This window comes from Paenibacillus sp. FSL K6-1330, assembly GCF_037976825.1.
Taxonomy (GTDB): Bacteria; Bacillota; Bacilli; order Paenibacillales; family Paenibacillaceae; genus Paenibacillus_AQ.
This window is the reverse complement of the sequence record NZ_CP150269.1, coordinates 593,885-618,768: the sequence shown is the minus strand read 5'-3', so window position 1 is coordinate 618,768 and position 24,884 is coordinate 593,885. Positions and strand designations below refer to the sequence as shown.

19 protein-coding genes are annotated in these 24,884 nt (G+C 50.4%); 4 read left to right on the top strand and 15 right to left on the bottom strand.

Going from position 1 to position 24,884, the window contains the following annotated elements; all coding sequences use genetic code 11:
- Positions 1–4 precede the first annotated feature (4 nt).
- The 9 genes from NYE54_RS02705 to NYE54_RS02665 form a co-directional block, all read right to left on the bottom strand.
- Entirely contained in the window at positions 5–475 is a 471-nt protein-coding gene (locus tag NYE54_RS02705; RefSeq protein ID WP_339269838.1) for a DinB family protein, read from the bottom strand.
- Between the two features lie 151 nt (positions 476–626).
- Positions 627–2,699, bottom strand: coding sequence for an amylo-alpha-1,6-glucosidase (locus NYE54_RS02700; RefSeq protein ID WP_339269836.1), 2,073 nt, complete (start codon positions 2,697–2,699; stop codon positions 627–629).
- Between the two features lie 25 nt (positions 2,700–2,724).
- Positions 2,725–4,854, bottom strand: coding sequence for a glycoside hydrolase family 3 N-terminal domain-containing protein (locus tag NYE54_RS02695; protein WP_339269834.1), 2,130 nt, complete (start codon positions 4,852–4,854; stop codon positions 2,725–2,727).
- Between the two features lie 26 nt (positions 4,855–4,880).
- Positions 4,881–5,705, bottom strand: a complete 825-nt coding sequence (locus NYE54_RS02690; protein ID WP_339269833.1) for a carbohydrate ABC transporter permease — start codon at positions 5,703–5,705, stop codon at positions 4,881–4,883.
- Positions 5,706–5,710: 5 nt separating this feature from the next.
- Positions 5,711–6,655, bottom strand: a complete 945-nt coding sequence (locus NYE54_RS02685) for a sugar ABC transporter permease (protein ID WP_076322396.1) — start codon at positions 6,653–6,655, stop codon at positions 5,711–5,713.
- 98 nt (positions 6,656–6,753) lie between these two features.
- Positions 6,754–7,998 (bottom strand): sugar ABC transporter substrate-binding protein, encoded by a 1,245-nt coding sequence (locus tag NYE54_RS02680; protein ID WP_339269830.1) that lies wholly within the window; start codon positions 7,996–7,998, stop codon positions 6,754–6,756.
- 173 nt (positions 7,999–8,171) lie between these two features.
- Positions 8,172–9,725 (bottom strand): response regulator, encoded by a 1,554-nt coding sequence (locus NYE54_RS02675; protein WP_339273373.1) that lies wholly within the window; start codon positions 9,723–9,725, stop codon positions 8,172–8,174.
- Positions 9,726–9,732: 7 nt separating this feature from the next.
- On the bottom strand, positions 9,733–11,535 hold the full coding sequence (locus NYE54_RS02670; RefSeq protein ID WP_339269828.1) for a histidine kinase: 1,803 nt from the start codon (positions 11,533–11,535) through the stop codon (positions 9,733–9,735).
- 35 nt (positions 11,536–11,570) lie between these two features.
- Positions 11,571–12,314 carry an AraC family transcriptional regulator gene (locus NYE54_RS02665; RefSeq protein WP_076322399.1) on the bottom strand — a complete coding sequence of 248 codons (744 nt, stop codon included), beginning with the start codon at positions 12,312–12,314 and terminating at the stop codon, positions 11,571–11,573.
- Between the two features lie 111 nt (positions 12,315–12,425).
- Here NYE54_RS02665 and NYE54_RS02660 point away from each other — a divergent pair, with 111 nt between their 5' ends.
- Entirely contained in the window at positions 12,426–14,714 is a 2,289-nt protein-coding gene (locus NYE54_RS02660; RefSeq protein WP_339269826.1) for a glycosyl hydrolase family 65 protein, read from the top strand.
- A gap of 193 nt (positions 14,715–14,907) precedes the next feature.
- Entirely contained in the window at positions 14,908–15,588 is a 681-nt protein-coding gene (gene pgmB / locus NYE54_RS02655; RefSeq protein WP_339269824.1) for a beta-phosphoglucomutase, read from the top strand.
- 115 nt (positions 15,589–15,703) lie between these two features.
- Here the strand turns inward: pgmB and NYE54_RS02650 are convergent.
- A protein-coding gene (locus NYE54_RS02650; RefSeq protein WP_339265774.1) for an IS1182 family transposase occupies positions 15,704–17,064 on the bottom strand; the annotation gives its coding sequence in 2 pieces (ribosomal slippage) (positions 15,704–16,497 and positions 16,497–17,064; 1,362 coding nt in all).
- 266 nt (positions 17,065–17,330) lie between these two features.
- Here NYE54_RS02650 and NYE54_RS02645 point away from each other — a divergent pair.
- The gene (locus NYE54_RS02645; protein WP_339269823.1) at positions 17,331–18,293 is read left to right on the top strand and encodes a phosphotransferase; all 963 of its coding nucleotides are present in this window, start codon (positions 17,331–17,333) and stop codon (positions 18,291–18,293) included.
- Positions 18,294–18,318: 25 nt separating this feature from the next.
- Positions 18,319–18,828, top strand: a complete 510-nt coding sequence (locus NYE54_RS02640) for a hypothetical protein (RefSeq protein ID WP_339269822.1) — start codon at positions 18,319–18,321, stop codon at positions 18,826–18,828.
- 169 nt (positions 18,829–18,997) lie between these two features.
- Here the strand turns inward: NYE54_RS02640 and NYE54_RS02635 are convergent, their stop codons facing one another.
- From NYE54_RS02635 to NYE54_RS02615, 5 genes are all read right to left on the bottom strand, one after another.
- Positions 18,998–20,158, bottom strand: coding sequence for an extracellular solute-binding protein (locus NYE54_RS02635; RefSeq protein WP_339269820.1), 1,161 nt, complete (start codon positions 20,156–20,158; stop codon positions 18,998–19,000).
- Positions 20,155–21,204 (bottom strand): hypothetical protein, encoded by a 1,050-nt coding sequence (locus NYE54_RS02630; RefSeq protein WP_339269818.1) that lies wholly within the window; start codon positions 21,202–21,204, stop codon positions 20,155–20,157. The genes NYE54_RS02635 and NYE54_RS02630 overlap by 4 nt, the downstream gene beginning before the upstream one ends.
- 8 nt (positions 21,205–21,212) lie before the next feature.
- On the bottom strand, positions 21,213–22,004 hold the full coding sequence (locus NYE54_RS02625; protein ID WP_339269816.1) for a sigma-70 family RNA polymerase sigma factor: 792 nt from the start codon (positions 22,002–22,004) through the stop codon (positions 21,213–21,215).
- Positions 22,005–22,468: 464 nt separating this feature from the next.
- On the bottom strand, positions 22,469–23,575 hold the full coding sequence (locus NYE54_RS02620; RefSeq protein ID WP_339269815.1) for a GIY-YIG nuclease family protein: 1,107 nt from the start codon (positions 23,573–23,575) through the stop codon (positions 22,469–22,471).
- 425 nt (positions 23,576–24,000) lie between these two features.
- Positions 24,001–24,867, bottom strand: a complete 867-nt coding sequence (locus tag NYE54_RS02615) for an AraC family transcriptional regulator (protein ID WP_339269814.1) — start codon at positions 24,865–24,867, stop codon at positions 24,001–24,003.
- Positions 24,868–24,884 lie beyond the last annotated feature (17 nt).

Genomic DNA, 24,884 nt, shown 5'->3' with positions numbered 1-24,884 from the left:
ATTGCTACTCGAATAACGGTACCTTCGGGTCCTTCCCGTTACAATGAACCAGCATCGCATGCAGTTGTCCTCTGTGGTGATACACATGCGCCACGATTTCGAGCAGCCATTCATACCTCGAATAGGTGACACCCCAGTAGGACGTCATCTCCTGATGGAGCTCTTCTTCTGTCATCTCTCTAAACGCCTGCTCCAGATAGGAATAGCTGCTTAATAATTCAGCCTGTAAATCCTTCAGGTTATTTAACGATACACCTGCATAATAGGTGCTCATCTCCTCTTGCGTGGCTCCTCCGGATATGTGGAAATCGGCTCGGCAGATGACGGCGATATGCTTAAGCAGTTCCCCGACAGAATATTTACCCTCTGTCGGCTTAACGAGCAAATCCGCTTCATCGAGCTTGTCGATAATCGCAACAATGGAAACGATAGCAACCTCAATCTGATGTAATGCATATGTACAATAGGAATTCATATGTTCTCTCCAATCCAATATGTATACACTAATATGTTGTTCGAACTCGCTTCATTATTATAGAACATACGTTCCTAAAATTTCAACAAAAAAACAACCTGCTCCTTAAATGCTAAGAGGCAGGTTGTTCCGCCATACATCTTATGACCGATCAGCCAACGAGATTAAATCCGGTTGTATTCTCAAGCACTTCCACGCGGAACGTGCTGCCGTCAGCTTCACGCACGACGCTGACGGACAGATGGCCGCTTCCGATCGCAATCCGTTCGGCCTTCAGTTCATTCATCCCTTCCGGAAGGAACGGGGACAATGCGATTTCCTTGGTCACCGCATTCGGGTACAATCCGAGCATTGCCTGTAGGAAGACAATCGAGGTTCCGGCCGCCCATGCCTGCGGCGAGCAGGTTGTCGGGTACGGAACCGGATGGCCCAGCTTCGCATCATGTCCGCAGAACAGCTCCGGAAGACGCTGGTATTCAAAATGTGCGGAAGCCTGCAGCAGGCCGGAGATCACCTTGCCTGCCTCAGCTTTGAATCCTTGCTTGCCGAGACCCAGCAGGATCATGGCATTGTCATGCGGCCATACGCTGCCATTGTGATAGCTCGCCGGATAATATCCGGTGGAGTCTGTGCTCATCGTACGGATACCGTATCCGTTAAACATATCGTTTCGGAGCATCCGCTCGGACTGGGCTTTCGCCCGGCTCTCTTCCGGCAGTCCGCTCATGAGCAGATGCCCCGGGTTCGAGGTGACGCTTCGGACCTGACGCAGGTCCTTATCCAAAGCGATGGCATAACACTGCTGATCCTCCATCCAGAAGGCCGCTTCGAAACGGGCGCGAAGCTCCTCGGCTTCCGTCTCCAGCTTGCGGGCCAGATCCGGCTCGCCCAGCTCTGCGAAGACGGGTGCCAGCGATTTCTTCGCTTGATACACGTAACCCTGAACCTCCGACAGCGCGATCGGAGATTCCGCGTACTCCCCGTTCTCATGAATGATCGAGTTGGCGGAATCCTTCCAGCCCTGGTTCGGAAAGCCTTTCTCCGCTTCCTGTTTGTAGGCCATGAAGCCGGAGCCCGCTTCAAGTGCGGCATCGATGTAATCCAATGCCCGCAGCATGTTTGGCTTAAGCTCCTCCGCCAAGGAAAGATCGCCCGTCCAGCGGTAATATTCGCCGATCAGCGCCAGAAACAGCGGCGTGGAGTCGATGGTGCCGTAGTACGGCGAGAACGGGGATTGGTTCGTCGTGACCAGCTCACCATAGCGAATCTCATGCATGATTTTGCCCGGCTGCTCATCCCGCCAAGGATCGGTCTTCTCACCTTGATAAGCTGCGAGCGTTCTCAGGGTCCCCTTGGCATGGAGCGGATTCACCGGAAGCATGAACAGGGCCGTGATCAAGCTGTCTCTGCCGAATGGAACCGCGAACCACGGCAGCCCCGCGACCGTTGTATCGCCGAAGCCTACATCGGTCGTCAGCATGCGCAGATCCTGCAGTCCTCTCTGGTACAAGCCGCTGAACAGCGCGGAGTCCGACTGGACCTGCGAGCTGTTCGCGTACCAAGCTTCATAGGAGGCTTCGAGCTTCTTCAGCCCCTCTTCGTAGGTCAACTGATCCGCTGCGGAATGCTGCTCCGTCATCGGCGAAACAAAGAACGTAATAACCTTCTGCTCTTTGGCTTTCAGGGACAAAGGGAACGAAACATTCCCGGATTCATCCGCTTGGCCGCCATCCGCATCCCAAGTAATGCGTGTCTGCCTTCTCAGGTTGTCGGCGCCGACATAGGCCAGCGTCATATCTTGATCGCCTGTCCGTATACCCTCCATCTTGCCAACTTCCCCGGTACGATATTTACGCACCAGGAACATATCCTGAAAATCGGCATCAAAGGAAACCGTGAACTCGATATTCGAATCCGTCACAAAATAATTGGTCAAGGTGCAGCGCTCGTACAGGATGCCATTATAGATAAAACGCTCCCGAAGCACTTCAATCGCCCCTACATCCTTTGTATCCTTCATTAGGCGGAAGGATGCCACATAACTCTTGTCGCCCGTAGAGGACAAGAGCGAAGGCTTCTCACCGTCGATGAACAGCTCCATGCGGCTCAGGAAACGCGTATCCTTCGTATATAACCCATGGCCTTGATCATCCCCGAGGACGATATCTCCATTAAGCCCGGTCAGAAAAAATACGTCTCCTTCTTTAATTACGCGGTAGTCCATGCATAAATCCCCCTTTGATTCCGGTTTATTCAACAACCACAAGCTCAGCCTGCAATCCTTCTTCCGAATGCGGGCCGACCCAGACATGGAACTTCCCGGGCTCGACCGTAAACGCAAGCCTCTCATCCAAGAGCCCCAGTTCTTCACGCCCCAGCGTAAAATGCACCGTCCGGTTCTCGCCCGGCTGCAGCTGTACCTTGCGGAATCCCTTCAACTCTTTGACCGGCCGGGTAGAGCTTGCCACCAAGTCGCGGATATACAGCTGCGCGGTTTCCTCGCCGGCTCTGGATCCGGTATTCGTTATGCTCACGGATACATGTACGGTCTCGTCCCGGCCGATTTGATGCCGATCCAGCTGCAAATCCGTATATTCGAACGTTGTATAACTGAGGCCATACCCGAACGGATACAGCGGAGAATCATCGCAATCGATATAATCTTCGTACAAATGAGGACGTCCGGTATTCTTCCGGTTGTAATACATCGGAATTTGGCCCGTCGCACGCGGAACGGTAACCGGCAGGCGACCACTCGGATTGTAAGCGCCGGTGAGCACGTCCACAAGCGCATGACCTGTGGTGGTTCCCAAATGCCACGCTTCAACCACAGCATCCGCATGTTCATGCAGCCATGGAGTGGCAAGCGGACGTCCGTTCATCAGGACGACGACGATCGGCGTGTCGGTCTGACGTTTCAGCTCCTGAATCAGGCGCTCCTGGCAGGATGGAAGCGTGATGGACGTTACGTTGTAATGCTCGCCCGTCATCGCTTCGGATTCACCCACAACGACCACGGCGGCATCACACTGTCTGGCGAGCTCCACAGCCCGTTCTACTCCCCCATCCAGTTCCTCCAGAATGCCGCTGCCCTGCTCATAGAATACCTCGGCTTTAGGTGCGATTTCCGATTGAAAAGCATCCCATACCGTGACGACGTCCTCATCGCGGCCTTTCCAAGCCCAGCAGCCCATCGAATTGTGGCGGTCATCCGCCAGCGGCCCAATTAACGCCAGTCTCTTGTGCTTACTGGTATCCAACGGCAAAATCCCGCCGTTATTCTGCAGCAGCACGATCGATCTCCGGGCGCTGTCCCTGGCCTGAGCCAGATGATCCGCTGGAATGGCTTGCTCTTTCAGCGGATCTCCGGCGCCTTCAGCGTCTTCGCTCACATACGGATTCTCGAACAATCCAAGGCGAATTTTTACCTGTAATATGCGGAGAACCGCATCGTCCAATAGCTTAAGCAGCTCAGGGTTTTCCTGGACCAGCGTTTCCAGATGATCGAGATAGACTCCGGCGTGCATGTCCATGTCGACGCCGGCGTTCAATCCCTTCAACGCGGAATCCTTTCGGTCTTCCGCATAGCCATGGTGGATCAGCTCTTCAATCGACTCCCAATCGCTGACCACCATGCCGTCAAAGCCCCATTCCTGCTTTAATATACCCCTCAGCAGATACCGGCTGCCGGAAGCCGGAACGCCGTTCAGTTCGCTGAAGGCACTCATCACGGACAGAGCCCCGGCCTGAATCCCGTGATAGAACGGGGGAAGTACGGTTTCCCGGAGCGTCCGCTCCGACATGTCCGTCGTGTCATAGTCCCGGCCGCCTTCGATCCAGCCGTAACCGGCAAAATGCTTCACGCATGCCGCCACCGTCGGGTAGCCGTCCTCATTCGGACTTTGAAATCCCCTGACCTTCGCGGCAGCGGCCAGGGAGGACAGATAGACGTCCTCCCCCGTGCTCTCCGCGATGCGGCCCCAACGGGGATCACGCGTGATGTCAACCATCGGGGCAAACGTCCAGCGGATGCCTTCCGCTGCGGCCTCTACTGCCGCAATGCGGGCGTTCTTCTCCATCCCTTCGGGATCCCAGCTGGCGGCTTCGCCGAGCGGAATCGGAAAGATGGTGCGAAAACCGTGAATGACATCATCCCCGATGAGAAGGGGAATCCCCAGCCGCGTCCCCTCTACGGCCAGACGCTGAAGCTCATTGATCTTTTTCGGACCATGTACATTCAGCAAGGACCCGATCTTGCCTTCGGCAACCAGCTTCAGCTCCTGCTCCTCGCACCGGCCATACTGGACCGTCTGGCCTATCTTCTCGGTTAAGGTCATCTGCGCGACAAGGTCCTTCGCACGCTGTTCCACGTTATCCATATCTAATCCCTCCCAAGGCTTTTATATCAACCTTTGACGCCGGCGTTCGAAATCCCCTCAATATATTGGCGCTGGAACAGGAAGAAGAACAGGATGATCGGCAGCGTGGACAGGACAACCCCCGCCATAATCATCGGCGTATTCTCAAAGAACATATCCTTCACGCTGTTCAGACCCACAACCAGCACATACATTTCCGGTGTATTCGCAAGCGTACTCGGAACAAGGTAACTGTTCCAGGTTCCGGCAAAAGCAAGAATCGACATCGTAATCAGTGATGAACGGGCCAGCGGGTAGACGATCCGCCAGAAAGCGCCCATCTTCGTCAGACCATCCATCCGCGCAGCTTCCAGAAACTCATTCGGAACCGAGATGAAGAACTGGCGGAGCATGAAAATGTACAGACCTTGATATAGGAACGGTACCGTTAACCCCCAGAATGTGTTCAGCCAACCGAGCTGTGCCACATTCACATATACCGGGATCAGGATCATATGGTATGGCACCATCATGGTGGCAACGACGATCCAATAAATCAGCCCTTTCCCCTTAAAATTCAGCTTGGCCAGCGCAAAGCCGGCCATCGGGTTAATGATCAGGTTCCCGATGACAACAACGCCGGTCATGATAATGGTGTTCAGAAACCATCTCGGCACGTTGTAGGCATCGTTCGTGAAGAAGATTTTAAAGTTCTCGAGCGTCCAGTTGGCCGGCGACGTCAGCGTATTGACATAGCGCATCGGGATGATAGACGTATAGAGGGTATAGAGAAAAGGAAGGGCAAATAAGAGCCCAAGGATGATCGTGCCGATATACAGAAACAGCCGACCGTTATTCGTACGGGTCAACATTACCCTCACTCCTTCTCATCCAAGAATTTTTTTTGCAGATACGTAATCAGCATGATGATCATGAAGAACAGCACCACCGCCGCGCTTCCGTATCCAATGTTCATGTAACGGATCCCGTGCTGGTAGAAATACGTAACCACCGTACTGGTAGCGCCCGCTGGCGAACCGAGTGCGCCATACCGGGAAATCGCTGCAATCTGATCGTAGATCTGGAAACCGGCAATCGTGGATACCGACACGATGAAGAACGTGATCGGCTTCAGGAACGGCACCGTAATGTAGCGGAATTTGTTCCACTTGGACGCTCCGTCAATCTCGCTCGCTTCATACAGATCCTTCGGAATTTCCTGTAGACCCGACAAATACACAATCATGGTGAAGCCGGCTTGTTGAAAGATAAACAGAATACATACGAATAAGAGCGCATAGTTAGTATCCGCAAACCATGTCACATTCCCGAAGCCCAACGCTCCGAAAAATTCCGTCAGGAAGGTACCCTTCTTGAAGAGCATCATGAACACCGTGGTGATCGCGATTTGCGAGGTAATGTACGGAATGAAGAATACCGTCCGGAATATTCCCTTGCCCTTCAGCTTCTGGTTGACCAGGATCGCCAGGAGCAGACCCAGCAGGGTCTGAATCGGAATCGAGATGACAACGATTTCCAGGGAGTGAAGCAGCGCCTGGAAGAATTCCTTATCTTGAAGAATGGTGACATAGTTTTCGAGGCCGATGAATTTCGCCTGGTCCAAGGCAGCGAAATTCGCATCCTGAAAACTCCTTACGAAAGACTGGATAAATGGATAGAGAAACCACCACGCCCATAAAATCAAAAAGGGCAGCGTAAACAACCAGCCCAGCGTCTTGTCGGAGTCTGCCAGCGAACGGAACCAGGATTGCCTGATCTTGTTCCCTTTCATATCAGCGTGCTTGCTGCTGTAATCGGACATAATTTATCCCCCGCTTCCATGGCTTAAATTGAATGGATCATTTAACAAACGCTCCCGCTCCCTTAGAACAAGGAGCGGGAGCGGGTGTTGCCTTTTTCTTATTTGAACTGGCTTTGAATATCGTCGAGAATTTGCTGAGCCGTTTTACCGGAGCCACCTAGAATCAAGCCTTCCAATTCTTTCACGAGTTCATCCGTGAAACGCTTGGTATCTGTCGGATAACCATAGTCTGTGCTGTACTCCAGCGCAGGCTGCAGCGCCTTGAATTCAGGGTTTTTCTCGAAATACTGCTCGGACAATGAGGCTACCGCCGGATTAAAGCCAAGCTCCATGAATGCGGTTTGCGTATCGTCATTGGTCATGTAATAAGCAGCTTTGAGCGCAGCTTCTTTGTTCTTCGCGTCTTTCAGTACCATGTAAGCGTCAGAGCTCATGGTGCTTCCGTTGGTTGTTCCTTTTGGTACCGGAATAGCTACCATTTTCAGGTCCGGATTTGCATCCTTCAGGTAACCTTTGTACCAGTAACCGCCTGTACTCATAGCGCCCTGCTCGTTGCTGAATACTTCGCCGTCCCAGCCAAAGCCGAGTGATTTAGGAGTTACAGCCAGTCCTTGGTCATACATATCGATGATCATTTCCAGCGCTTTGACGTTCTCTGGCGAGTTGATGGTCTCACCATTGCCCCAGCCGCCGCCGAAGCTCTTCACGTAGTTCGTAATATGGAAGGCATCCAGATTGACGATAATGCCCTTCACATCGCCTTTGTTCAGCACTTTCGCCGCTTTGATCACTTCATCCCAAGTGGTTGGGTACTCGCCGAGACCAGCATCTTTCCACATTTGCTCATTGATGAAGAACATCGCCGGCATATCACTGTTCGGCACACCGTATTGCTTACCGTCCACATTCCAGATGTTCTTCGATGTATCCGGGAAACGGTTCATGTCAACGCCTGTTGCCGGAACCAGGTCATCGATTGGCGAGAACAATCCTTTGTTGATGTACTCGTAAGCACCTTCGTTGGACATTTTAATGAAGTCCGGCGCGACGCCGGCCGCTATTTCACCCGGAAGCGTGTTCCAGAATTGTTCACTGCTTGGATATTGTTTGATTTTCAGTTCAAGCTCCGGATATTGCTCGGAGATGGTGTCCGCCGCTTTTTGATAAATCTCCAAATCCTGTGCCGTACCCCAGAATCCGAAATTCACTGTTACTTTTTCCGTATCTGCGGCTCCATTATCTTTATTGTCAGCGCTTTTATTGCCGCCGCAAGCGGTTAAACCAACAACAAGAGCCAGGCACAACACCAGCATGGCCGAAAACTTCTTGTTCAATTTACCCATGATGCTACCCCCCACGTTTCTTTTCGTTTTACCTTACACCTACATCATAAAGAGCCGGGACAATAAAAAAAATTAATCAAATGATGATTAATTTTTTAAAATTGACTATTTTTTTATAAATAGGTTGCACGGCAAGAGCGTTTTTATGAAAAATCACACTTTCTTTTCAAATATCACACTTCTTCTTTCCTATACTGTTTAGGAGAAAAGCCCGTGTATTTCTGAAATACAATCGCAAAATGGGCCTGATTATTAAATCCTACCATCTCGGCAACGTCATAGATTTTATAGCGGTAGTCCTTGAGAAGCACCTTCGCCTTCTCGATCCGGAGCTCATTAATATAATCGAACAGACCTTGACCGACCTCTTGTTTAAACAGACGACTGACATAATTCGGGCTGACATGAAATAGGTCCCCGAACAATTTTAACGAGAGGCTCTCCGGGTAGTGCTCTTCTGTATACTCCATAATATTGCGCGTGAGCTGGCTGTATCCCTTCATCTCCAGATGGTTGCGGTTCTTAAACCGCTCCTCGAATCTGGCCCGGTACGCAGCCGACAGCTGCTGGAAATGATGGATCTCTTCAAAAGCCGTTACATCCTCTTGAACGGTCCCGCCGGGCGTCCCCGTGCTCTCCCCGATCATAAACAGCAGACCTTCGTAAACCTTGCGGACATCCTTCTCTTCCATGCATTCTTCTTGCTCCAGAAACGTCTCCCACTTGGACAGCAGCTCCATAAACCGATCGTTCGCTTCTTCCCTGAGTGCAGATTTCATCTGGCTTAAATAGGCATCCGCCTGTTTATAGACACTCTCACTCTTCTGCTTCAGATGCTGATAATAGAATATCGACGTATCCGGGTTATAAAATTGATGCGCTAACGCGGTTCCTGCTTGCTCGTAGCCCTTCTGAATGCCACCAAAATCAGCAAACCAGTCGCTGATACCCAGCACGATGTCGATGTTCACAAAGCGCTTGAGCGCGGAGCTGATCATCTGCACCATTTTATTGACACGCGTCAACGAAGCCAGCAGGCTTTTCAGCTCGCTGTTGCTGATGAATACGACGCTGCACTGCTCATCCAGTTGAAGATATTCAACTTCCTTCTCCGTGGACAGAATCTCGCTGACCACGTTCTGAACCGTATTCGGCAGGATGGATTCGGTTTCTTTGGTATACCTTTGGATGACCGTATGATAATTCTTGATTTTAAAAAGAACGACGTATATGTTACCCTCTTTAAGTTCCGTTTCGTGCAGGTCATGAACATAACCATGGAGAGCGTCATATAGCATCTTCTCCTTCCGGTTGCCCGCTGCACCCGACTCCGCCTGAGCCGGAGTCCCACGGCTTCCAAACTGTTCCCGTACGCTCTTCAGCATCGCGGTCAGCTCACGTTCATTCATATCGGGTTTGTGAAAATAATCGAACGCCCCCAGCTTCAAAGCTTCCTTCACATATGTAATATCATCGAAGCTGCTCAGCACAATGGTCTGCACAGGAAGCTGCCGCTCCTTAATCGCCCGGAGTACTTCGATCCCGTCCATCTTCGGCATTTTGATATCCAGCAGCACCACGTCAGGTGCGATTTCCATTATCATGCGCAGGGCCTCTTCGCCGTCGCCAGCCTCACCCACAATAGCCACACCCTGGGCCTCCCAATCAATCGCCGATTTGATTCCAATCCGCACGAGCGGCTCGTCATCTACTATAAGTATTCGCACTTGCTTATCACCCTGTTTCTTCTGTGATGATCGGAACCCGAAGCCATGCCACAGTTCCGCCATGCTCTCCCCTCTTGATCCACAGGCCGTATTCCGGCCCAAAATGAAGGGATATCCGGTTCCGTATATTGTTAAGTCCAATCGAGTTAAAGGTATCTTGTGGACCGCCCTGCTCCACCTTCGCTTGTCCACCCTCCGGAAAACCGCGTCCATTATCACTTACTTCCATGATGAGCGCGTCTCGTTCCTCATAAATCGATATCACAAGGCTGCCCTTGTAATCGATACCTTCAAAGCCATGGAACACCGCGTTCTCCACAAGGGGCTGAAGCAGAAACTTCAGGGTCCTATGATTCATTACGGCTGGATCGACCTCATACGAGACATCAAATTTATTAAAATAACGGAAATCAAGAATTTTCGTATAGTTCTCCATGAATTGGACTTCCTCCGCAATGGTCACGTAGTCGCCTTCCTTCTTCACCGTAAACTTGATGACTGAAGAGAAAGCCTGAAGCGCTTCTTCAATGCCGGTTGCTCCCTGGATCTTGGCCATCCACTTGATGACGTTCAGCGTGTTATATATAAAATGCGGACGAATCTGCGACTGCAGCGCATTCATCTCCAGATTCCGCTTCTCCTCTTCCTCCACATAGATCCGCTCGATTAAATCGCGAATTTCCTGCAGCATCTGGTCTACGGTATGGCTGATCACACCGATTTCACCGTGCTGTCTCGTATCAAAGCTTACGTCAAGCTGACCTTGGGAGACAAGCTTCATTTTGCTGTTCAGCACCGCCAGCGGTTTCATGATCGTGGTCGCAATGCGTGCCGAGATCAGGATGGACAGCACGAGTAGCAGAATCAATGCGGCGATTAAGATGGCAACCATAAGATAGACAATCGAGAACAAATCCTTCTTCGGAATGACCGTAACCGCCTTCCAATTAGCCAAAGAAGAGGAAGAAGAAATCATGTAGGTATCCCGATTGATCTTCGTGTTCACTTCGCCGTCTGCGTTATATTGAAAATCATTCCCCAATACTTCGGATGCCGACAGCCCGATTTCCTCGGGGTGGACGCTATGCACGATATGATCAGCTTCATCGATCAGATAGAAATTCGTATTCTCGGAAAATGCCGTATCGCTCCACAGCGTCTTGAGTTTATCCACCGAAATGTTAAAGAGGATAAACCCAAGATCCTCCTTCGTGTACGGATCCATGATGGCCCGGCCAACCGACACGACCGGAATTCCCTTGGCTGACAGCAGCCGCTCCTGACGAATCCCTACAGGGACAAGGCGACCATGGGCTCCTCTGATCTTCTGGACAAAAGGCTCACGGGTAAACTGCTCCTTGAAATAAGCGAAGTTCATATATTCCCTGTTGCTTCGGCCAATAATCGACTGACTGTTCTCGTGATAGATGACAACGGAGTCAATCAAATCCGAATACAGCATGATCCCGCTCTGGATCAAGCCGTTCACTTTATCGAAATCCTGCCCCCGTTCAAGCAATGGATACGTCACCTTGCCGTAATCCTTGCGCATAATGGCATACACCGTGGAGTCCTGAATCGGAAACATCGACAGTCGCAGCAGCGGCTGCAGGGAGGTGTCGATATTTTTAATAATTTGTTTGTTGTTCTCCACGGCGGCATCAATCATCGTACTCCGGTTATTCTCCACGTATACCCAGGATACGATGCCGCCGATCAGCAGGAGGGGAACGATGATAAAGGCGGAGAACGCCGCGATCAGTTTCTTCTCCAGACTTAAGTGAAGCATCTTCTGCTTTAGTTTCTTCATGAGCCGTGTCTCTCTCTTCTCGTTGGGATCATCCTTTATCGCGCCGTCCCGCTTATCCGGAATTTTCTCGGCGTCATCCCCGTAAAATTCTTGAACAATTGCGTATAATAACTCTGACTGCAAAACTTGAACGTAAACGCGATTTCGGATATGGACTGGTTCGTATTAGCCAGCAAATGTTTGGACTCCTCAATCTTCCGCCGATTAATAAAGGTTGTAATGGATACGCCCGTCTCCCGCTTAAAGCGATCGGATAGATAGCTTGGGTGGACTTTCAAATATTCCGCAACTCTCTGCAAGGTCAGTTCCTCAAAAATATGCTCCCTAATGTAATAGATCGCCAGGTTCACAATGTGAGAGAAGGACACATCCTCTTTCTCGGAGCGAATCATCGAAACAAACTGCACCAGCATTTCATACTCAAAATGAACCAGCCGCTCCACATCGGTCATTTTCTCGATCTCAAGGATCAGCGTATCGCTTAAGTGAAAAGCAATCTCAGGATCCACGCCGCCCCGGATGATTGCGCGGGTAAATAAGGTACAGGAAGCAATCAAGGCATTCTTCTTCGACCGAAGCGGATACGTCGCCAGCACAGCCGCTTCCAGCTCGTTAATCTTACGAAGCATATCCATGGCTCTATTCTCATCGCCGAAGCGGATCGCTTCCAGCAGCTCGTGCTCATAATCAAATGGGGGATGGATAAAATTCTCGCGCAAATAATGCATACGGGAAGACAGATAAAACGGACGGTTTCCCGAGCGTGAAGGCTCTTTCATTATTTCCACACCACCTAAAAATATTGATAAAAACCTTGATATTTTAGTATAACATAACCCCGATTAGCTCTAGAATTCAAGCATAACCATGCTAGGAAGGAAGTGTAGACCATGACCTGGAATATATCAAATCCTGATTTGTCACAGCAAGCGTTGCTGAATATGGAAAGTATTTTTGCACTCGGAAACGGTTACTTGGGTGTGCGTGGCAACTTCGAAGAAGGCTACGGAGAGAGTTTGTCCACCATTCGCGGCACCTATCTGAACGCTTTCCACGACGTGATTGACATCCCTTACGGCGAGAAGCTCTTCGCCTTTCCCGATACACAGCAAAAACTCGTTAACAATATTGATGCCCAAACGGTCCTGATCTATTTAGGTGAAGAAAAAGAACCTTTCCGCCTTGATCACGGCACGATCACTTCACATGAGCGCCACTTGCATATGGACAAGGGGTATTCGGAGCGAATCGTACAGTGGAAATCGCCTGAAGGCAAAGAGATCAAGCTGGCCTTTCGCCGTCTGGTGTCCTTCACGCACCGGGAATTGTTTGCCATCCATGTACGGATCGAACCGGTTAATTTCAACGGTCAGGTTCGCATCGTCTCCACCGTGAACGGCAAAGTGAAGAACTACACCAATGCCAATGACCCCCGGGTCGGCGCAGGGCATGCGGAACGGATGACCGTCATCGATGCCGGTGTGAAGGGCAGCGACGCCTATGTTGTTGATGAGACGATGGCCTCCAAGCTGCGCGCAGCTTGTGTGACCCGTCACCAGTTGGATGCCGACGCCGACGTTCAGCTCGAAGCCGGAACCGGAGAGGTTACATTCACGGCTACTATTCCATTGACCGGACCGATCCACTTTACGAAATACAATCTGTATACCGACAGTCTTCGTCACGGGCAGGAGATGATCGAACGTGGAATCCAGCTGCAGGAGGAGTTGAAGGATACCTCGTTTGAGGACTTGCTGGCTGAGCAGACCGAGTATCTAAATGCCTACTGGAAGTCGGCCGATGTGCTGATTCAGAACGATGACCAGCTGCAGGAAGGCATCCGCTTCAACCTGTTCCAGCTGCTGCAATCCGCCGGTCGGGACAAGCACAGCAACATCTCCGCCAAAGGCCTGAGCGGTGAAGGTTATGAAGGCCATTATTTCTGGGACACGGAAATTTACATGTTCCCGGTATTCCTGATGACGCAGCCGGACATTGCACGCCAACTGCTGCTGTATCGTTATTCCACGCTGGAGCAAGCGAGAGACAGAGCTCGGGAAATGGGTCACCGGCAAGGCGCTCTGTTCCCGTGGCGTACGATTTCGGGAACCGAGTGCTCCTCCTTCTTCCCATCGGGAACGGCGCAATACCATATCAGCGCAGACATCGCCTACAGTTATATTCAGTATTATCTCGCCGAACAGGATCGGGATTTCCTCATGTCCTATGGGGCCGAGGTGTTGATCGAAACCGCCCGCTTGTGGGCCGACATCGGCCACTATTATAACGGCGCCTTTCATATTGATGAGGTGACGGGGCCGGATGAATATACCTGCTGCGTGAATAACAACTATTACACCAACGTTATGGCGAAGCATAACCTGAAATGGGCTGCTCAAAGCTGCACCATTCTGAAATCCTACGATGCTCAAGGCTTCAAGTCCCTCTGTGACCGGCTTGGCGTCACGGAAGACGAGATCATGGCATGGGCCAAAGCGGCGGACGCTATGCTGCTGCCGTACGACGAGGCACTCGGCATTAACCCGCAGGATGATACGTTCCTCCGCAAGGCGGTATGGGACTTCGACAACACGCCGGAGGACAAATATCCGCTGCTGCTGAACTACCATCCGCTGACCATTTACCGTTACCAAGTGTGTAAACAGGCGGATACAGTGCTTGCTCACTTCCTGCTGGAAGACGAGCAAAGCTTGGAAACGATCCAGCGTTCGTATGACTACTATGAAGGCATCACGACGCATGATTCGTCCCTGTCCTCCTGCATCTTCAGCATCATGGCTTCGAAGATCGGCAGCATGGACAAGGCGTATGAGTATTTCATCGAGACGGCACGCCTGGATCTGGACAATACGCACGGCAACACGAAGGACGGCCTGCACATGGCTAACATGGGCGGTACCTGGATGTCCATCGTCTACGGCTTTGCCGGCATGCGCCTGAAGGAAAGCGGACTTTCCCTCTCCCCGGCCATTCCGCAGGACTGGGAGAAGTATGCCTTCCGCCTGAACTTCCGCGGCCGCCTCATCGGCGTATCCATCGAGAAGGACGGCGTGACCCTGGAGATTGTTGAAGGGGATTCCATCGAGATCAAGCTGTACGACAAAGCCGTAACGCTTGAAGAAGGGAAATCTGTGAAACATGCGCTTCAGAGCAAGTAATTAGGTTTAGGCCGTGGGGGTGATGCCCTACCTATACGTATGGCATCACTCCCGGTTTACGAAGAAAACGATCTATCGATATATATTCCATGAAGACAGGCTGCGGTAAGCCGTCATTTTTCTTGCGTTATCAGAGAGGTCCCATGCATCGATTTTATACTTTCTGATTTCTGAAAAAGGAGCTGTAAAAAACATGAACGAAACACGTAAGTTGAAAGCTGTCATCTTTGACTTGGACGGCGTCATTACCGATACGGCGGAGTATCATTATCAGGCATGGAAAGCCACGGCAACCGAGCTGGGCATTCCCTTCACGCGAGAGTTCAACGAGAATCTTAAAGGGGTATCCCGCATGGACTCCTTAAAGCTGCTGTTAAGCCAAGCGGAGAAGCCTGTAAGCTATTCGGATGAAGAGCTGGTACAGCTGGCCGACCGCAAAAATAAGCTGTATGTCGAGCTGATCGAAACGATTACGCCAGCCGACCTGCTGCCCGGCATTACGGAGTTTGTGGCAGACATCCGGTCGGCCGGCCTGAAGACCGGCATCGCGTCCGCCAGCAAGAACGCCATTGCCGTATTGACCCGGCTTGGCGTCATGGACCAGTTCGACGTCATCGTCGACGTGACCAAGCTGAAGAACAACAAGCCGGACCCGGAGATCTTCCTCACCGCTGCCGCGCAGCTTGGCGTAGAGCCTGCTGACTGCATCGGGGTGGAGGATGCCGCATCCGGCGTTGATGCCATCAAGGGCGCCGGCATGTTCGCCGTGGCAATCGGCAATGCCGCGCATTTCCCGCACGCGGATGTCGTGCTGTCCAGCACGGTGGAGCTGGACTTCCGTATACTGGCGCAGACGTTTGAAGGCAGATCATAGTTTAAAAGAGGCGCTCCTTAGGGAGCGCCCCAGATTGTCGAGAAACCCTGTACTTTTTTCAAAGTACAGGGTTTCTCACATTTCAAATGGTCACTTCAAAAGGGGGGAATGGGGTTTACCCCCTGTTTTCCAGGCGATCCAGGTGGATCGCCATCTTCTTCATATTCTGTACGGCTGCTGTCATCAGGGCTTGCTCCCTGACGTTCTGCAACCCGCGCAAACGACAATAGCGAAACCCGTGGAGCTCTTTTGCGTCCGCGAAGCTTCGCTCAATCGTTTCTTTTCGTTTTCGGTAGAGATATTTCCCGGATCGACTCAACCGGTTGCCTCGCACCCATTCTTTGCTGTCCTCCCAGACGTGACGGGTTACCACCTTTCGGTGGTTGCGAGACCGCGTGCATTCGTTTAATAACGGACACCTCTTGCAGTGCTGAGGATCTGAAGCGTACTGCCGGTATCCCTCGCGGTTGGTCGTCTTGTATTGCAGTTCGTGCTCTGCCGGGCAGATATAAAGGTTACGCTCTGCTTCATACGTGAACTTCCATTTTGGGAATAAACCTTGAGTCGGATGGAATCTTCGGTGAGCAATAACAGCAAATATGTTTCGGCTTTGCAGCCCTTTGCAGATAGGTGAAGTCAAGTACCCGGAATCCAGAGCAACAGCTTCTACTTTAAAACCAAATCGTTGTTGTTGACGATCCAAACGGGACAAATAGGGTATAGAATCATGGACATTTCCCGCAGTGACATGTACATCCGTAATCATATTGTATTTCAGGTCTACGGTACGGTGGTCTAAGTAGAAAAATCCTTCCGGTTTCCCATCGCGGATCATATAACCGCTGTCCGGATCTGTCGTGCTCACTTTGACTTCCTTTTCCTCCATCACGTCCTCTCTAGGCTTTAGCGCTTTTTTCCATGTGCCTTCCGGTCGGCCTCTACGGCGGCATTAAGTTCACCTACATAATCACGGGTGTTTTGTAAAACCTGTTCCTTTGTGTACTTATGCTTATTCGCATTCGCTTTGACATGGGTCGAATCGGAAACCAGGACGCGTCCACCTACCATACGGTGCTGAATGGCTTGCAGCACAATCTCATCAAAGACCTCTTGAAAAATCTCCGTATCTTTAAAACGAGTGCGACGATTCCAGCTAATCGTAGAATGGTCCGGCACTTTGTCGGTCAGACCTAACCCCAAAAACCAGCGATAGGCGAGGTTGGTCTGAATTTCACGTTCGAGTTGACGTTCGGAACGGATGCCGTAAAAATAACCGAGGAAAATCATCTTAAATAACACAACAGGGTCGATGGCTGGTCGCCCGTTATCAGCACAGTAAAGCGGACGGACCTTTTCGTCGATGAAAGAGAAATCGATATACTTGTCCACTTTACGGAGCAGATGATCTTGAGGAACCAATTCTTCAATCGAAACAAACTCGTAAGCCTGCTGTTTTTCTCGGTTAGAACGCAACATATTTAACACCCTTCCGAACGGTTTATTTACTAATATTATATAATATTAACGCGGTGTCGTGTTGAATTAAATATACAAAAAAGAGCTGTCGAGACTTTCTCGACAGCCTGAGGCGCTCCTTAGGGAGCGCCCTTTTTTCATGTGTCCACCCCTTTTTGCAACCGATCACCATCTTCGGTAGACTTGTAGTTGGTAGTGAATACCTGTAACTTATCCGGTATGTCAGTCAGACGGGCATATCGAGAATACGATAAAGGGGACTTTCCATGGAACAGGCTGTTTTGGATCAAGGTGCCGAGCGATTCGGACAAGGTTCTTATTCACTGAAGTTACTTGGGGGATTCGATCAGAATGTATTTGAATACAACGGTGAAGACGGACGCCCCTTCATTATTAAATTCTTGGACGCATCCAAATACCGCAAAGCCTCGATCATTCGCGAGCTCACGTGGATGGCCTATCTTGCCGAGCATGGGCTGAACATAGTGGAGTCGGTTCGATCCGCTCAGGATCTTCTTATTGAAGAGATAACTCATGAGTCGAAGCGATATTATGTCATTGCTTTTACAAAGGCTCCAGGCAGCCCATTAACGGATTTGGCATCGAATTTCGCCATGATCAAGCAGTGGGGGCGCGGGATGGGCCGTATGCATAAACTCGGGAAAAAGGACTCCACCGCAGCTTCGCTCGTTCACCAAATGGCCTTTCCCCAGTGGAATGATCATGTAATATTTGCCAATGCATTCCCGGAGGCTGCAGGTGAAAAAGTCCATGCACAGTGGAAGCAGTATCTTAAGGAACTTGAGGCCCTCCCGCGAGACCAGGAAGGCTACGGCTTCGTTCACAATGACCTCCACCATAACAATTTTCACGTACATAACGGGGAGATTATCTTTTTTGATTTCGGGGATGTCTCGTACCATTGGTTCGCCTACGATATCGCCATCGCCATCTATCATGCGGTTCAGACGGTTTCGGAAAACCGGAAAGCCGAGTTTGTGGCCCGATTCTTCGACTCGTTCTTATCCGGCTATCTTCAAGAGAATTCGCTGAGCGAGGAATGGATCCAGCGAATTCCATTTTTCATCGACTTCCGCAATATCTACTCCTTTGTCTACTTCTCCAAATTCGTAAACTGGAATGAGATGAACGTGCGCACCCGGAATTATCTCTTAGCGATGAAAGCTGATATTGAGGCAGGCAAATCGGTTGTGAAGCTGTCCATTTAATATAGAGAAGGAAGATTGCTCTACCATGAAACCAAAATCCAAACCTCTCCGCAGGCTCTTATATATGGGCCCGGGGTTACTCCTCTCAGCTATCCTCCTATTCCTGCTGTTCCTTCGTCCCACGCCCATCAAGGTGGGTGGATTCACATCCTTCGCGGATGAAAATACCGTGATCTTCGAGGTGATTAATGAAGGATTCGCCGATGTGGAGCTGCTGGACGTGCGGGTGAATGATGGCATGAAGCCTGCCAAAGCCGAGCTGGGCGTCAGTTATTCCCTTCATCTTGTGGGCGGCGAAGGCCTTGATGAAGATCCCGATATCGAATTCGTCGATATTCGAGAGATGCCGTTAAAGCCCGAGCTCGTGCCAGACGAGAAGAGAGCCGCGCTCGGTCAAGGTTCGCGCATTCCGCTTAATTATGGCATCCGTCTTTATAACGATGAGCCCATCATTCAGATTGAAGTGAAATATAAGTATGGAGGGATCACCTTTACGAGGGAGATGCCGATGGGCCGATTTTTCAATAACGGCTAAATGCTCAAGGCAAAATTAAATCGATGAAGAGAGCCAAGCTCTTTGATGTCGATAATTATACTGTGTTCCCAGGACTCTCTTTTGAAAATAAATAAGTAAACCAAAGCCTCTATCCGTGTTGGATAGAGGCTTATGTGATAAAAACCAATTCCAGAAACTGATAGATTTCCTACGATACAATCTCCGCCCAGCGGGATAACGTCTCCTCAACGCCGGCTTCTCCCTTGATCATCCGCTCAATATCCTGATTCATTTGCTGCCTGGACAGATTCCATACCTGATTGGAGAGATAAGCATTCTTCTCGATTCGGTCGATAGCGTACAACGCCGGCCCCCACCATGGGTTACCGGTACGTCCAAGCTCCTTAGCCAATGTTTTTGTGATGGGCACACCCCAATAAGCACGCCTCGCTTCCTCCGAAGAAGGTAGCGCTAATTCTTTCAGCAATTCCCATGCCAGCTCCGAATGCTTGGACGTGACAGGAATGCCGTAGCCTGTCGAGTACATCGTATAAATATCCCTGCCGCCCTGTGCATGAGGCAATCCTACCACACCATAGGTTTCACTTAACTCGGGATCGTAGGCAATCCCGTTATGCCAGCTAAAGTCATAGATCATGGCAAACCGATTCGAACGGAATATGTTGTCCACTTGGACGCCCGGCATAGGAGCCACTCGATGCTTGCGGTAAAGATCTACAATCCATTGATACGCTGCATGCGCAATCTCGCTATCCGTATAGCCCCTGCCCACAGAACCGTCCTCCGACAAATGCCGCCCTCCCTTGCGCATAAGAAACGGCTCCAAAAATTCTACATCCGGATAAATGTAAAAACCATACCCTGATTCATCCCCGTTCTCTCCGTGCCGCGTCAAGCGGACCGCAGCATCAAGAAATTGATCCTCTGTCCATTCATTCGTAGGAAAGGGTACATTCGCTTCGGCAAACCATTTTTTGTTATAAAAAATTTGGGGTACTGCGACATCCACAACCGGCAGCACAGCTAGCTGGCCCTCCCACATCGGCTGCGTCAATGCTCCCTGATAAAAATCATCCATCTTCAGCACCGGATCATTCCTCAGATAAGGCAGCAAATCTTGAACAACACCTTTACGTAACTGAGTAGAATAACCACCCTCACGGATATGCAGCAGATCAGCCCCTTCGTGATGGAATTGTTCCATCACACCATAGCTGTCCTCCGCCTGGACCAGCACCACTTTGACGTCTGGCCTGAAAACTTCGAATGATTGAATCACCGTTTGCACATATTTAAGATCATGTCCGTTCGCTTCTGTGATGAGGCGAAGCTCAGTTGGTGCTGTCATTTATGATCCCTCCTTATATTATCAATCACGAATTGCAAACTTCGCATGGCTTCCCTTTCCTGTTCATGAGCCCGTTTCAAAAGATCGCTTGCCGCCACGATCGCTTCCGGATCTGAACGGCCGGTGCCGCAAGGAAATGGGAAAAGCGCTTCCAACTCCGTCCACATCCTTGCGGATTCTTCATAACATGTTATGAGATGATCATAGGCTTCATCTATCTGATACACAGGCAATGTCGGCGAATCATGGACTGCTCCGCTATCAGCCGTTTCATGGCAGCCCCTTTGCGCACTCCATCGGTCCTTGAGATCGCGAAGATACGTCACGGCATGCCTCCGGGCATCCCCATACACGCGAATCAAATAGCTCATCCCATGCAGATTGATATGCGCTTCACCCTGCTTCAGGTGATTTCTCCAGGCATCATAAGCCGCCAAACCCTGCACATAATGAGGAAATGGGGTGCGCGGCGAATAACCGTCACCCTCTACGGCGACTCTGGCGATACGGCTTAGCTGCTCCTCCATAGAAGGCAATGCAACCCGCCTCGTACCATTCACCTGTTCGGGTCTCTTTTTAATTCCGCACAAAAAACGCAAGCTACTTGTTGTCAGCTCTTCGTACGTTATGGTTTTCATGTAAGGAGCCGACGGGTCCGTCACATAAAGCTCCTGCCGACCGTCATCGTAACCGTAAATCAAGCTCCATTCAAACGTGAAGGGCTTCTGAACGTAGGTATCAAAAAACATCACCGGCGTTCCCGCAATCAAGTATTCCCTGACAAAGTTCATGACCTCAGGACTCCTTGACTTCGCAAAAGGAAAGGCGGAGGCTACGGGTACCAGTGGAACAATACCTTCATCCGGAAGCTGACCGATCACAAATGCAGTTTCATATCCCATCCCATCAAACAGCTGCCTTAATACCTCCTGCCAATCGAATACAAACGCACCGTCAGCATAGGTGGACAACCCGGAGATTCGCAAGCGGAACGCATAACCGGAGCGTCCCATCAGCTCGCTCACACTATATGTATGATTCATCATGTCCAGCATCATGGAGACGTCATGGAGACGGTATCGATAAGGGAAGACGCCGTTTCCCTCGTTCTAGTTCTAGGCAATGGCAACTTTTTCACCCAGCTGTTTCCTCCATTCTTCTCCTGATCCGGTTTCCCTGAAGAAGCAGGGATCAGCATGCGGGAATGCTCCTCACGCACCTTGCGTTTGGCCCTATAGATGTAGGTATAGACCGACTGGGTTGTCGTCTGGAACATCGCGGCGATCTCATCAGGAGACCATTGTTTAAAAAAATAAGCTTCAAAAATGCCGCGTTCCTTGCGGCTTAAGCCGTGCAGGAAGGACTGGATCATTTCAATCGTTTCCTTGCGTAAGTACAACGTCTCCGGATTCAACTCATTCTGTTTGTGCGTTAGCTTCACAGACAGAAATTGCAAAATATGATCCACATCGCCCCAATCGATATTGGCGGAATCCATCGTTCGGGATGGCTTCAGGCTGGTGAAGGGCTGTTCGATTCGATAAGGACCGCCGCGTCGCAGCTTCATCTGCGCCTGCCTGCGGACAATGGCCTGCAGCCAGCCCATGAATCTGGAAGAATCGATCAGTTGTCCGACATGCAGGAACGCCTTGATTAACGAATCCTGCACGATATCCTCTGCCATGTGGGTATCCCGGGTCATGGAACGCGCCCAGGAACGAGCCGAGGTTCGATGACGGCGAACAAGCTCCCCGAAGGCTTCCGTATCTCCTGCCTTCGCCCGCTCTGTTAAGAAACGGTCCTCCATCGTCTCGATGGTCGTCCCATCTGCCGTGATTTCCAGCATAAATCTCCCCTTCCTCCTCTCTTGATCGGTTATTTATGGTCCTATAGAAGAAGATGCCTGCGGCACTCATGAATTGAACAAAACTTCGGATTTTTTTTAAAAGAGTTTGATTTAATTGAGAAATCAGCTCTCGTAAAAAACAGGGATTACATCAATTCTCTAACGCGAGTGTAATAATATAATATCATTTTGGCAATAGATGGAAGGCAATCGATTTCATGTCGGATCGGTCTATGACTTTGGCGATTTATTCCGATACGATCGACTGCGGCAGTTCTTGAATGCGATGATGCTGTGCTTGCAATTCCTCCGTCTGGAATTCACAGATAAACGAGACACAAAAAGACGTCCCTTGATCATTCGGGAACGTCTTTTTGAAATGAGATCCAACTCATCTTGAGTTTAGAAGGTTGGAAATTTATTGATAATAAAAAACCGGGCTGTAGCAACCCGGTTCATGATCATTAAGATGACACAACATAGTTATTCAAAAAATTCCGCAGTGCAGCCTCCATATCAGGCTCCCCACCCTCTTCGATCCATGAATCCTGAAGAACAAGATAGCTGCAGGCACTGCTCTGCAAATAGCTGTAGATGATTTGTGCAGCATCGATATCTTCCCGGGTAACCTCGGTAGCATCGCATTCCATATCCCTCGTGAAATAGCTGAGAATCAAGGCTTTGACCCTCTGCCTCAACGATTCCATGTCCACTGTGGTAGCCACAGAGCATCGCTCGCTGTGCAGCACAACGTTCCCCTTAATCAGAAATAACTTGATCGTATCTTCGTCTAGATACTCGTAGACAACGATGCTGTGATTCTCTTCAGCGAACTCGATCACATGCCGTTTACTTAAGAGAAAGTTCACCGCCTCCATGCCGTCCCTGTATTTTGCAGCCTGCTCAAAATCGAAACGCTCTGCGGCGTCGAGCATGTTGCGCTCCATTTCATCATATAAACTTCGGTCGTCCCCCTGAAGCAGAGCAATGAATCGATCCATGATTTCATCAAATTGCCGCCCGGTTTCGCCGCCAAGACACTTACCAAGACAGAGGCCAATCGAATAATTTAAGCAGGGAGTATTTGCCGAAGAAGCGGCAGGTGTATGATTACAGGCGATTTTACAGCATTCCTTAACCTTTTGCACTGCATGTTCAAGACTATGTCTGCTGGCTGTATAGGGGCCGAAAAAACGAGAGCAGTCGTGACCACCTTCATCCAGTGTATCTGTAATTTCCAGCCATCGCCAATCTCGCTTTTGCCGCAATACGATATAACTATAACCTAGCGGATTTTTCATCTTGCGGTTATACATCGGCTTTAAGTCCTGAATGAGCCTGCATTCCAGCATGAACGCCTCAAACTCCGTGTCGGTGACGATATGCTCCAGGTCTTTGATATGCTGAACCAGCTTCTTCACTTTTGGGGAGTGCGATTTATTGTTGTAAAAATACGACTGCACTCTCTTCTTGAGACTTTTGGATTTGCCAACGTAAATGACCGTTCCCCGCGAATCTCTCATGAGATATACGCCCGGCGACAGCGGCAACTCTTGTATTTTTGTTTTCATTTTGACTGTCGATCCTCTCAACGAATCTATTAAACATGGCGTTTTCCGTTCAATTCCAAGATACCATATGCACACCAAAAAGCACCACAGTCACGGGCTGATCCAATTCGATGAATGTGGTGCCTCTATTAGGGACTAGGGCTACAGCCTCTATTACCCCTTCTCGCATAGAGTTGATTGGTTGTCATGCTCCCGTACCCGAAAGGGGCCCAAAAATAACAGACTCTCGAATAGGCGCGACGGCACGCGCATAATCTTTTTCATTGATGCAATACGCACGCTGCGCGGCCTCATTCGGCAGGAAGCGCAGAAAATCTGAGTCATACACAAAATCAGGGCTAGCTCCTCGCTGTAGTAAAATAGAGACTATCTATTTCAATTCAGCTTTTTCTAGTGAGCCAGAAAGAAGACATAGCCATATCCCTCTAACTTCGCATTCGATACTGCTGCCGATATTGCCTCGGCGACATCTGAACCGCCCGCTTGAACATCTTACCAAAGTGGGAGAAGTTACTGAATCCCGAGCGCATGGCGATATCCGTGATGGGATCATCACTCTCCCGCAACAGCCGCTGCGCTTCCTTGACCCGAAGCAGATTAAGATAATCGCTAAAGGTAAACCCCGTTGTCTGTTTGAACAGCCGGCTGAGATAGTGCGGACTGATTCGGAACGCCTCCGCTATCTCGGGCAGCGTTAAGGCCTTCTGGTAGTTGTCGTTAAGATACCGGACGACCGCCTGGGTCTTCGGATGAAGAACCGGCTCGGTATCGGCGGAGCGAACCGTTCCCAGATGCCGGTTACGGTAGGCGAAGAGCAGCAATTCAACCGTCCGGTGCCGCAGCAGCCAGCTGCTTCCCGCCTGGGGACGGACCATCTCCTCCACCATTTCACCGACCATTCGCTCCATGACTTCACATCCCGGTGAAGGAAGCCTTAGAATCGGAACATCCCAGCCGAACGGCTCCTTCAGTCCTTCGGCCAGGTCGGGTGATACGGTCAATTCCGCAAATAACTCCGGACTTATATAAAGGACAACCCGGTCATGATCGGGCCGGCCGCTGTCTAGCGTCTTATGAACGGCATTCCGGTCCACGAAAACGAGATCCCCGGCTCTGATCCGGTAGGAACGATCCTTAATGAAGTATATGCGCTCACCCGATAACAGGTAGTACAACTCGTAATGATCATGAAGATGGTCAACCGTCATGGAGAAATATCCAATGCGGCGGTCATATTCAATGTCCAAATATCCGCTGGGATCGTGGTAGTCCGCTCGAAACGGCTTCGTCATGTCGCTGCCCCCTTTGC

Excerpts from the sequence above, each read along its gene's own strand:
- NYE54_RS02645 (WP_339269823.1), top strand. The coding sequence starts at position 17,331 with ATGGAACAGGCTGTTTTGGATCAAGGTGCCGAGCGATTCGGACAAGGT.
- NYE54_RS02680 (WP_339269830.1), bottom strand. The coding sequence starts at position 7,998 with ATGGGTAAATTGAACAAGAAGTTTTCGGCCATGCTGGTGTTGTGCCTG.
- NYE54_RS02665 (WP_076322399.1), bottom strand. The coding sequence starts at position 12,314 with ATGAAAGAGCCTTCACGCTCGGGAAACCGTCCGTTTTATCTGTCTTCC.
- NYE54_RS02630 (WP_339269818.1), bottom strand. The coding sequence starts at position 21,204 with ATGATGAATCATACATATAGTGTGAGCGAGCTGATGGGACGCTCCGGT.
- NYE54_RS02660 (WP_339269826.1), top strand. The coding sequence starts at position 12,426 with ATGACCTGGAATATATCAAATCCTGATTTGTCACAGCAAGCGTTGCTG.
- NYE54_RS02635 (WP_339269820.1), bottom strand. The coding sequence starts at position 20,158 with ATGACAGCACCAACTGAGCTTCGCCTCATCACAGAAGCGAACGGACAT.
- NYE54_RS02685 (WP_076322396.1), bottom strand. The coding sequence starts at position 6,655 with ATGTCCGATTACAGCAGCAAGCACGCTGATATGAAAGGGAACAAGATC.
- NYE54_RS02695 (WP_339269834.1), bottom strand. The coding sequence starts at position 4,854 with ATGGATAACGTGGAACAGCGTGCGAAGGACCTTGTCGCGCAGATGACC.
- NYE54_RS02620 (WP_339269815.1), bottom strand. The coding sequence starts at position 23,575 with ATGAAAACAAAAATACAAGAGTTGCCGCTGTCGCCGGGCGTATATCTC.
- NYE54_RS02700 (WP_339269836.1), bottom strand. The coding sequence starts at position 2,699 with ATGGACTACCGCGTAATTAAAGAAGGAGACGTATTTTTTCTGACCGGG.
- pgmB (WP_339269824.1), top strand. The coding sequence starts at position 14,908 with ATGAACGAAACACGTAAGTTGAAAGCTGTCATCTTTGACTTGGACGGC.
- NYE54_RS02625 (WP_339269816.1), bottom strand. The coding sequence starts at position 22,004 with ATGCTGGAAATCACGGCAGATGGGACGACCATCGAGACGATGGAGGAC.
- NYE54_RS02615 (WP_339269814.1), bottom strand. The coding sequence starts at position 24,867 with ATGACGAAGCCGTTTCGAGCGGACTACCACGATCCCAGCGGATATTTG.
- NYE54_RS02670 (WP_339269828.1), bottom strand. The coding sequence starts at position 11,535 with ATGAAGAAACTAAAGCAGAAGATGCTTCACTTAAGTCTGGAGAAGAAA.
- NYE54_RS02690 (WP_339269833.1), bottom strand. The coding sequence starts at position 5,705 with ATGTTGACCCGTACGAATAACGGTCGGCTGTTTCTGTATATCGGCACG.
- NYE54_RS02705 (WP_339269838.1), bottom strand. The coding sequence starts at position 475 with ATGAATTCCTATTGTACATATGCATTACATCAGATTGAGGTTGCTATC.
- NYE54_RS02640 (WP_339269822.1), top strand. The coding sequence starts at position 18,319 with ATGAAACCAAAATCCAAACCTCTCCGCAGGCTCTTATATATGGGCCCG.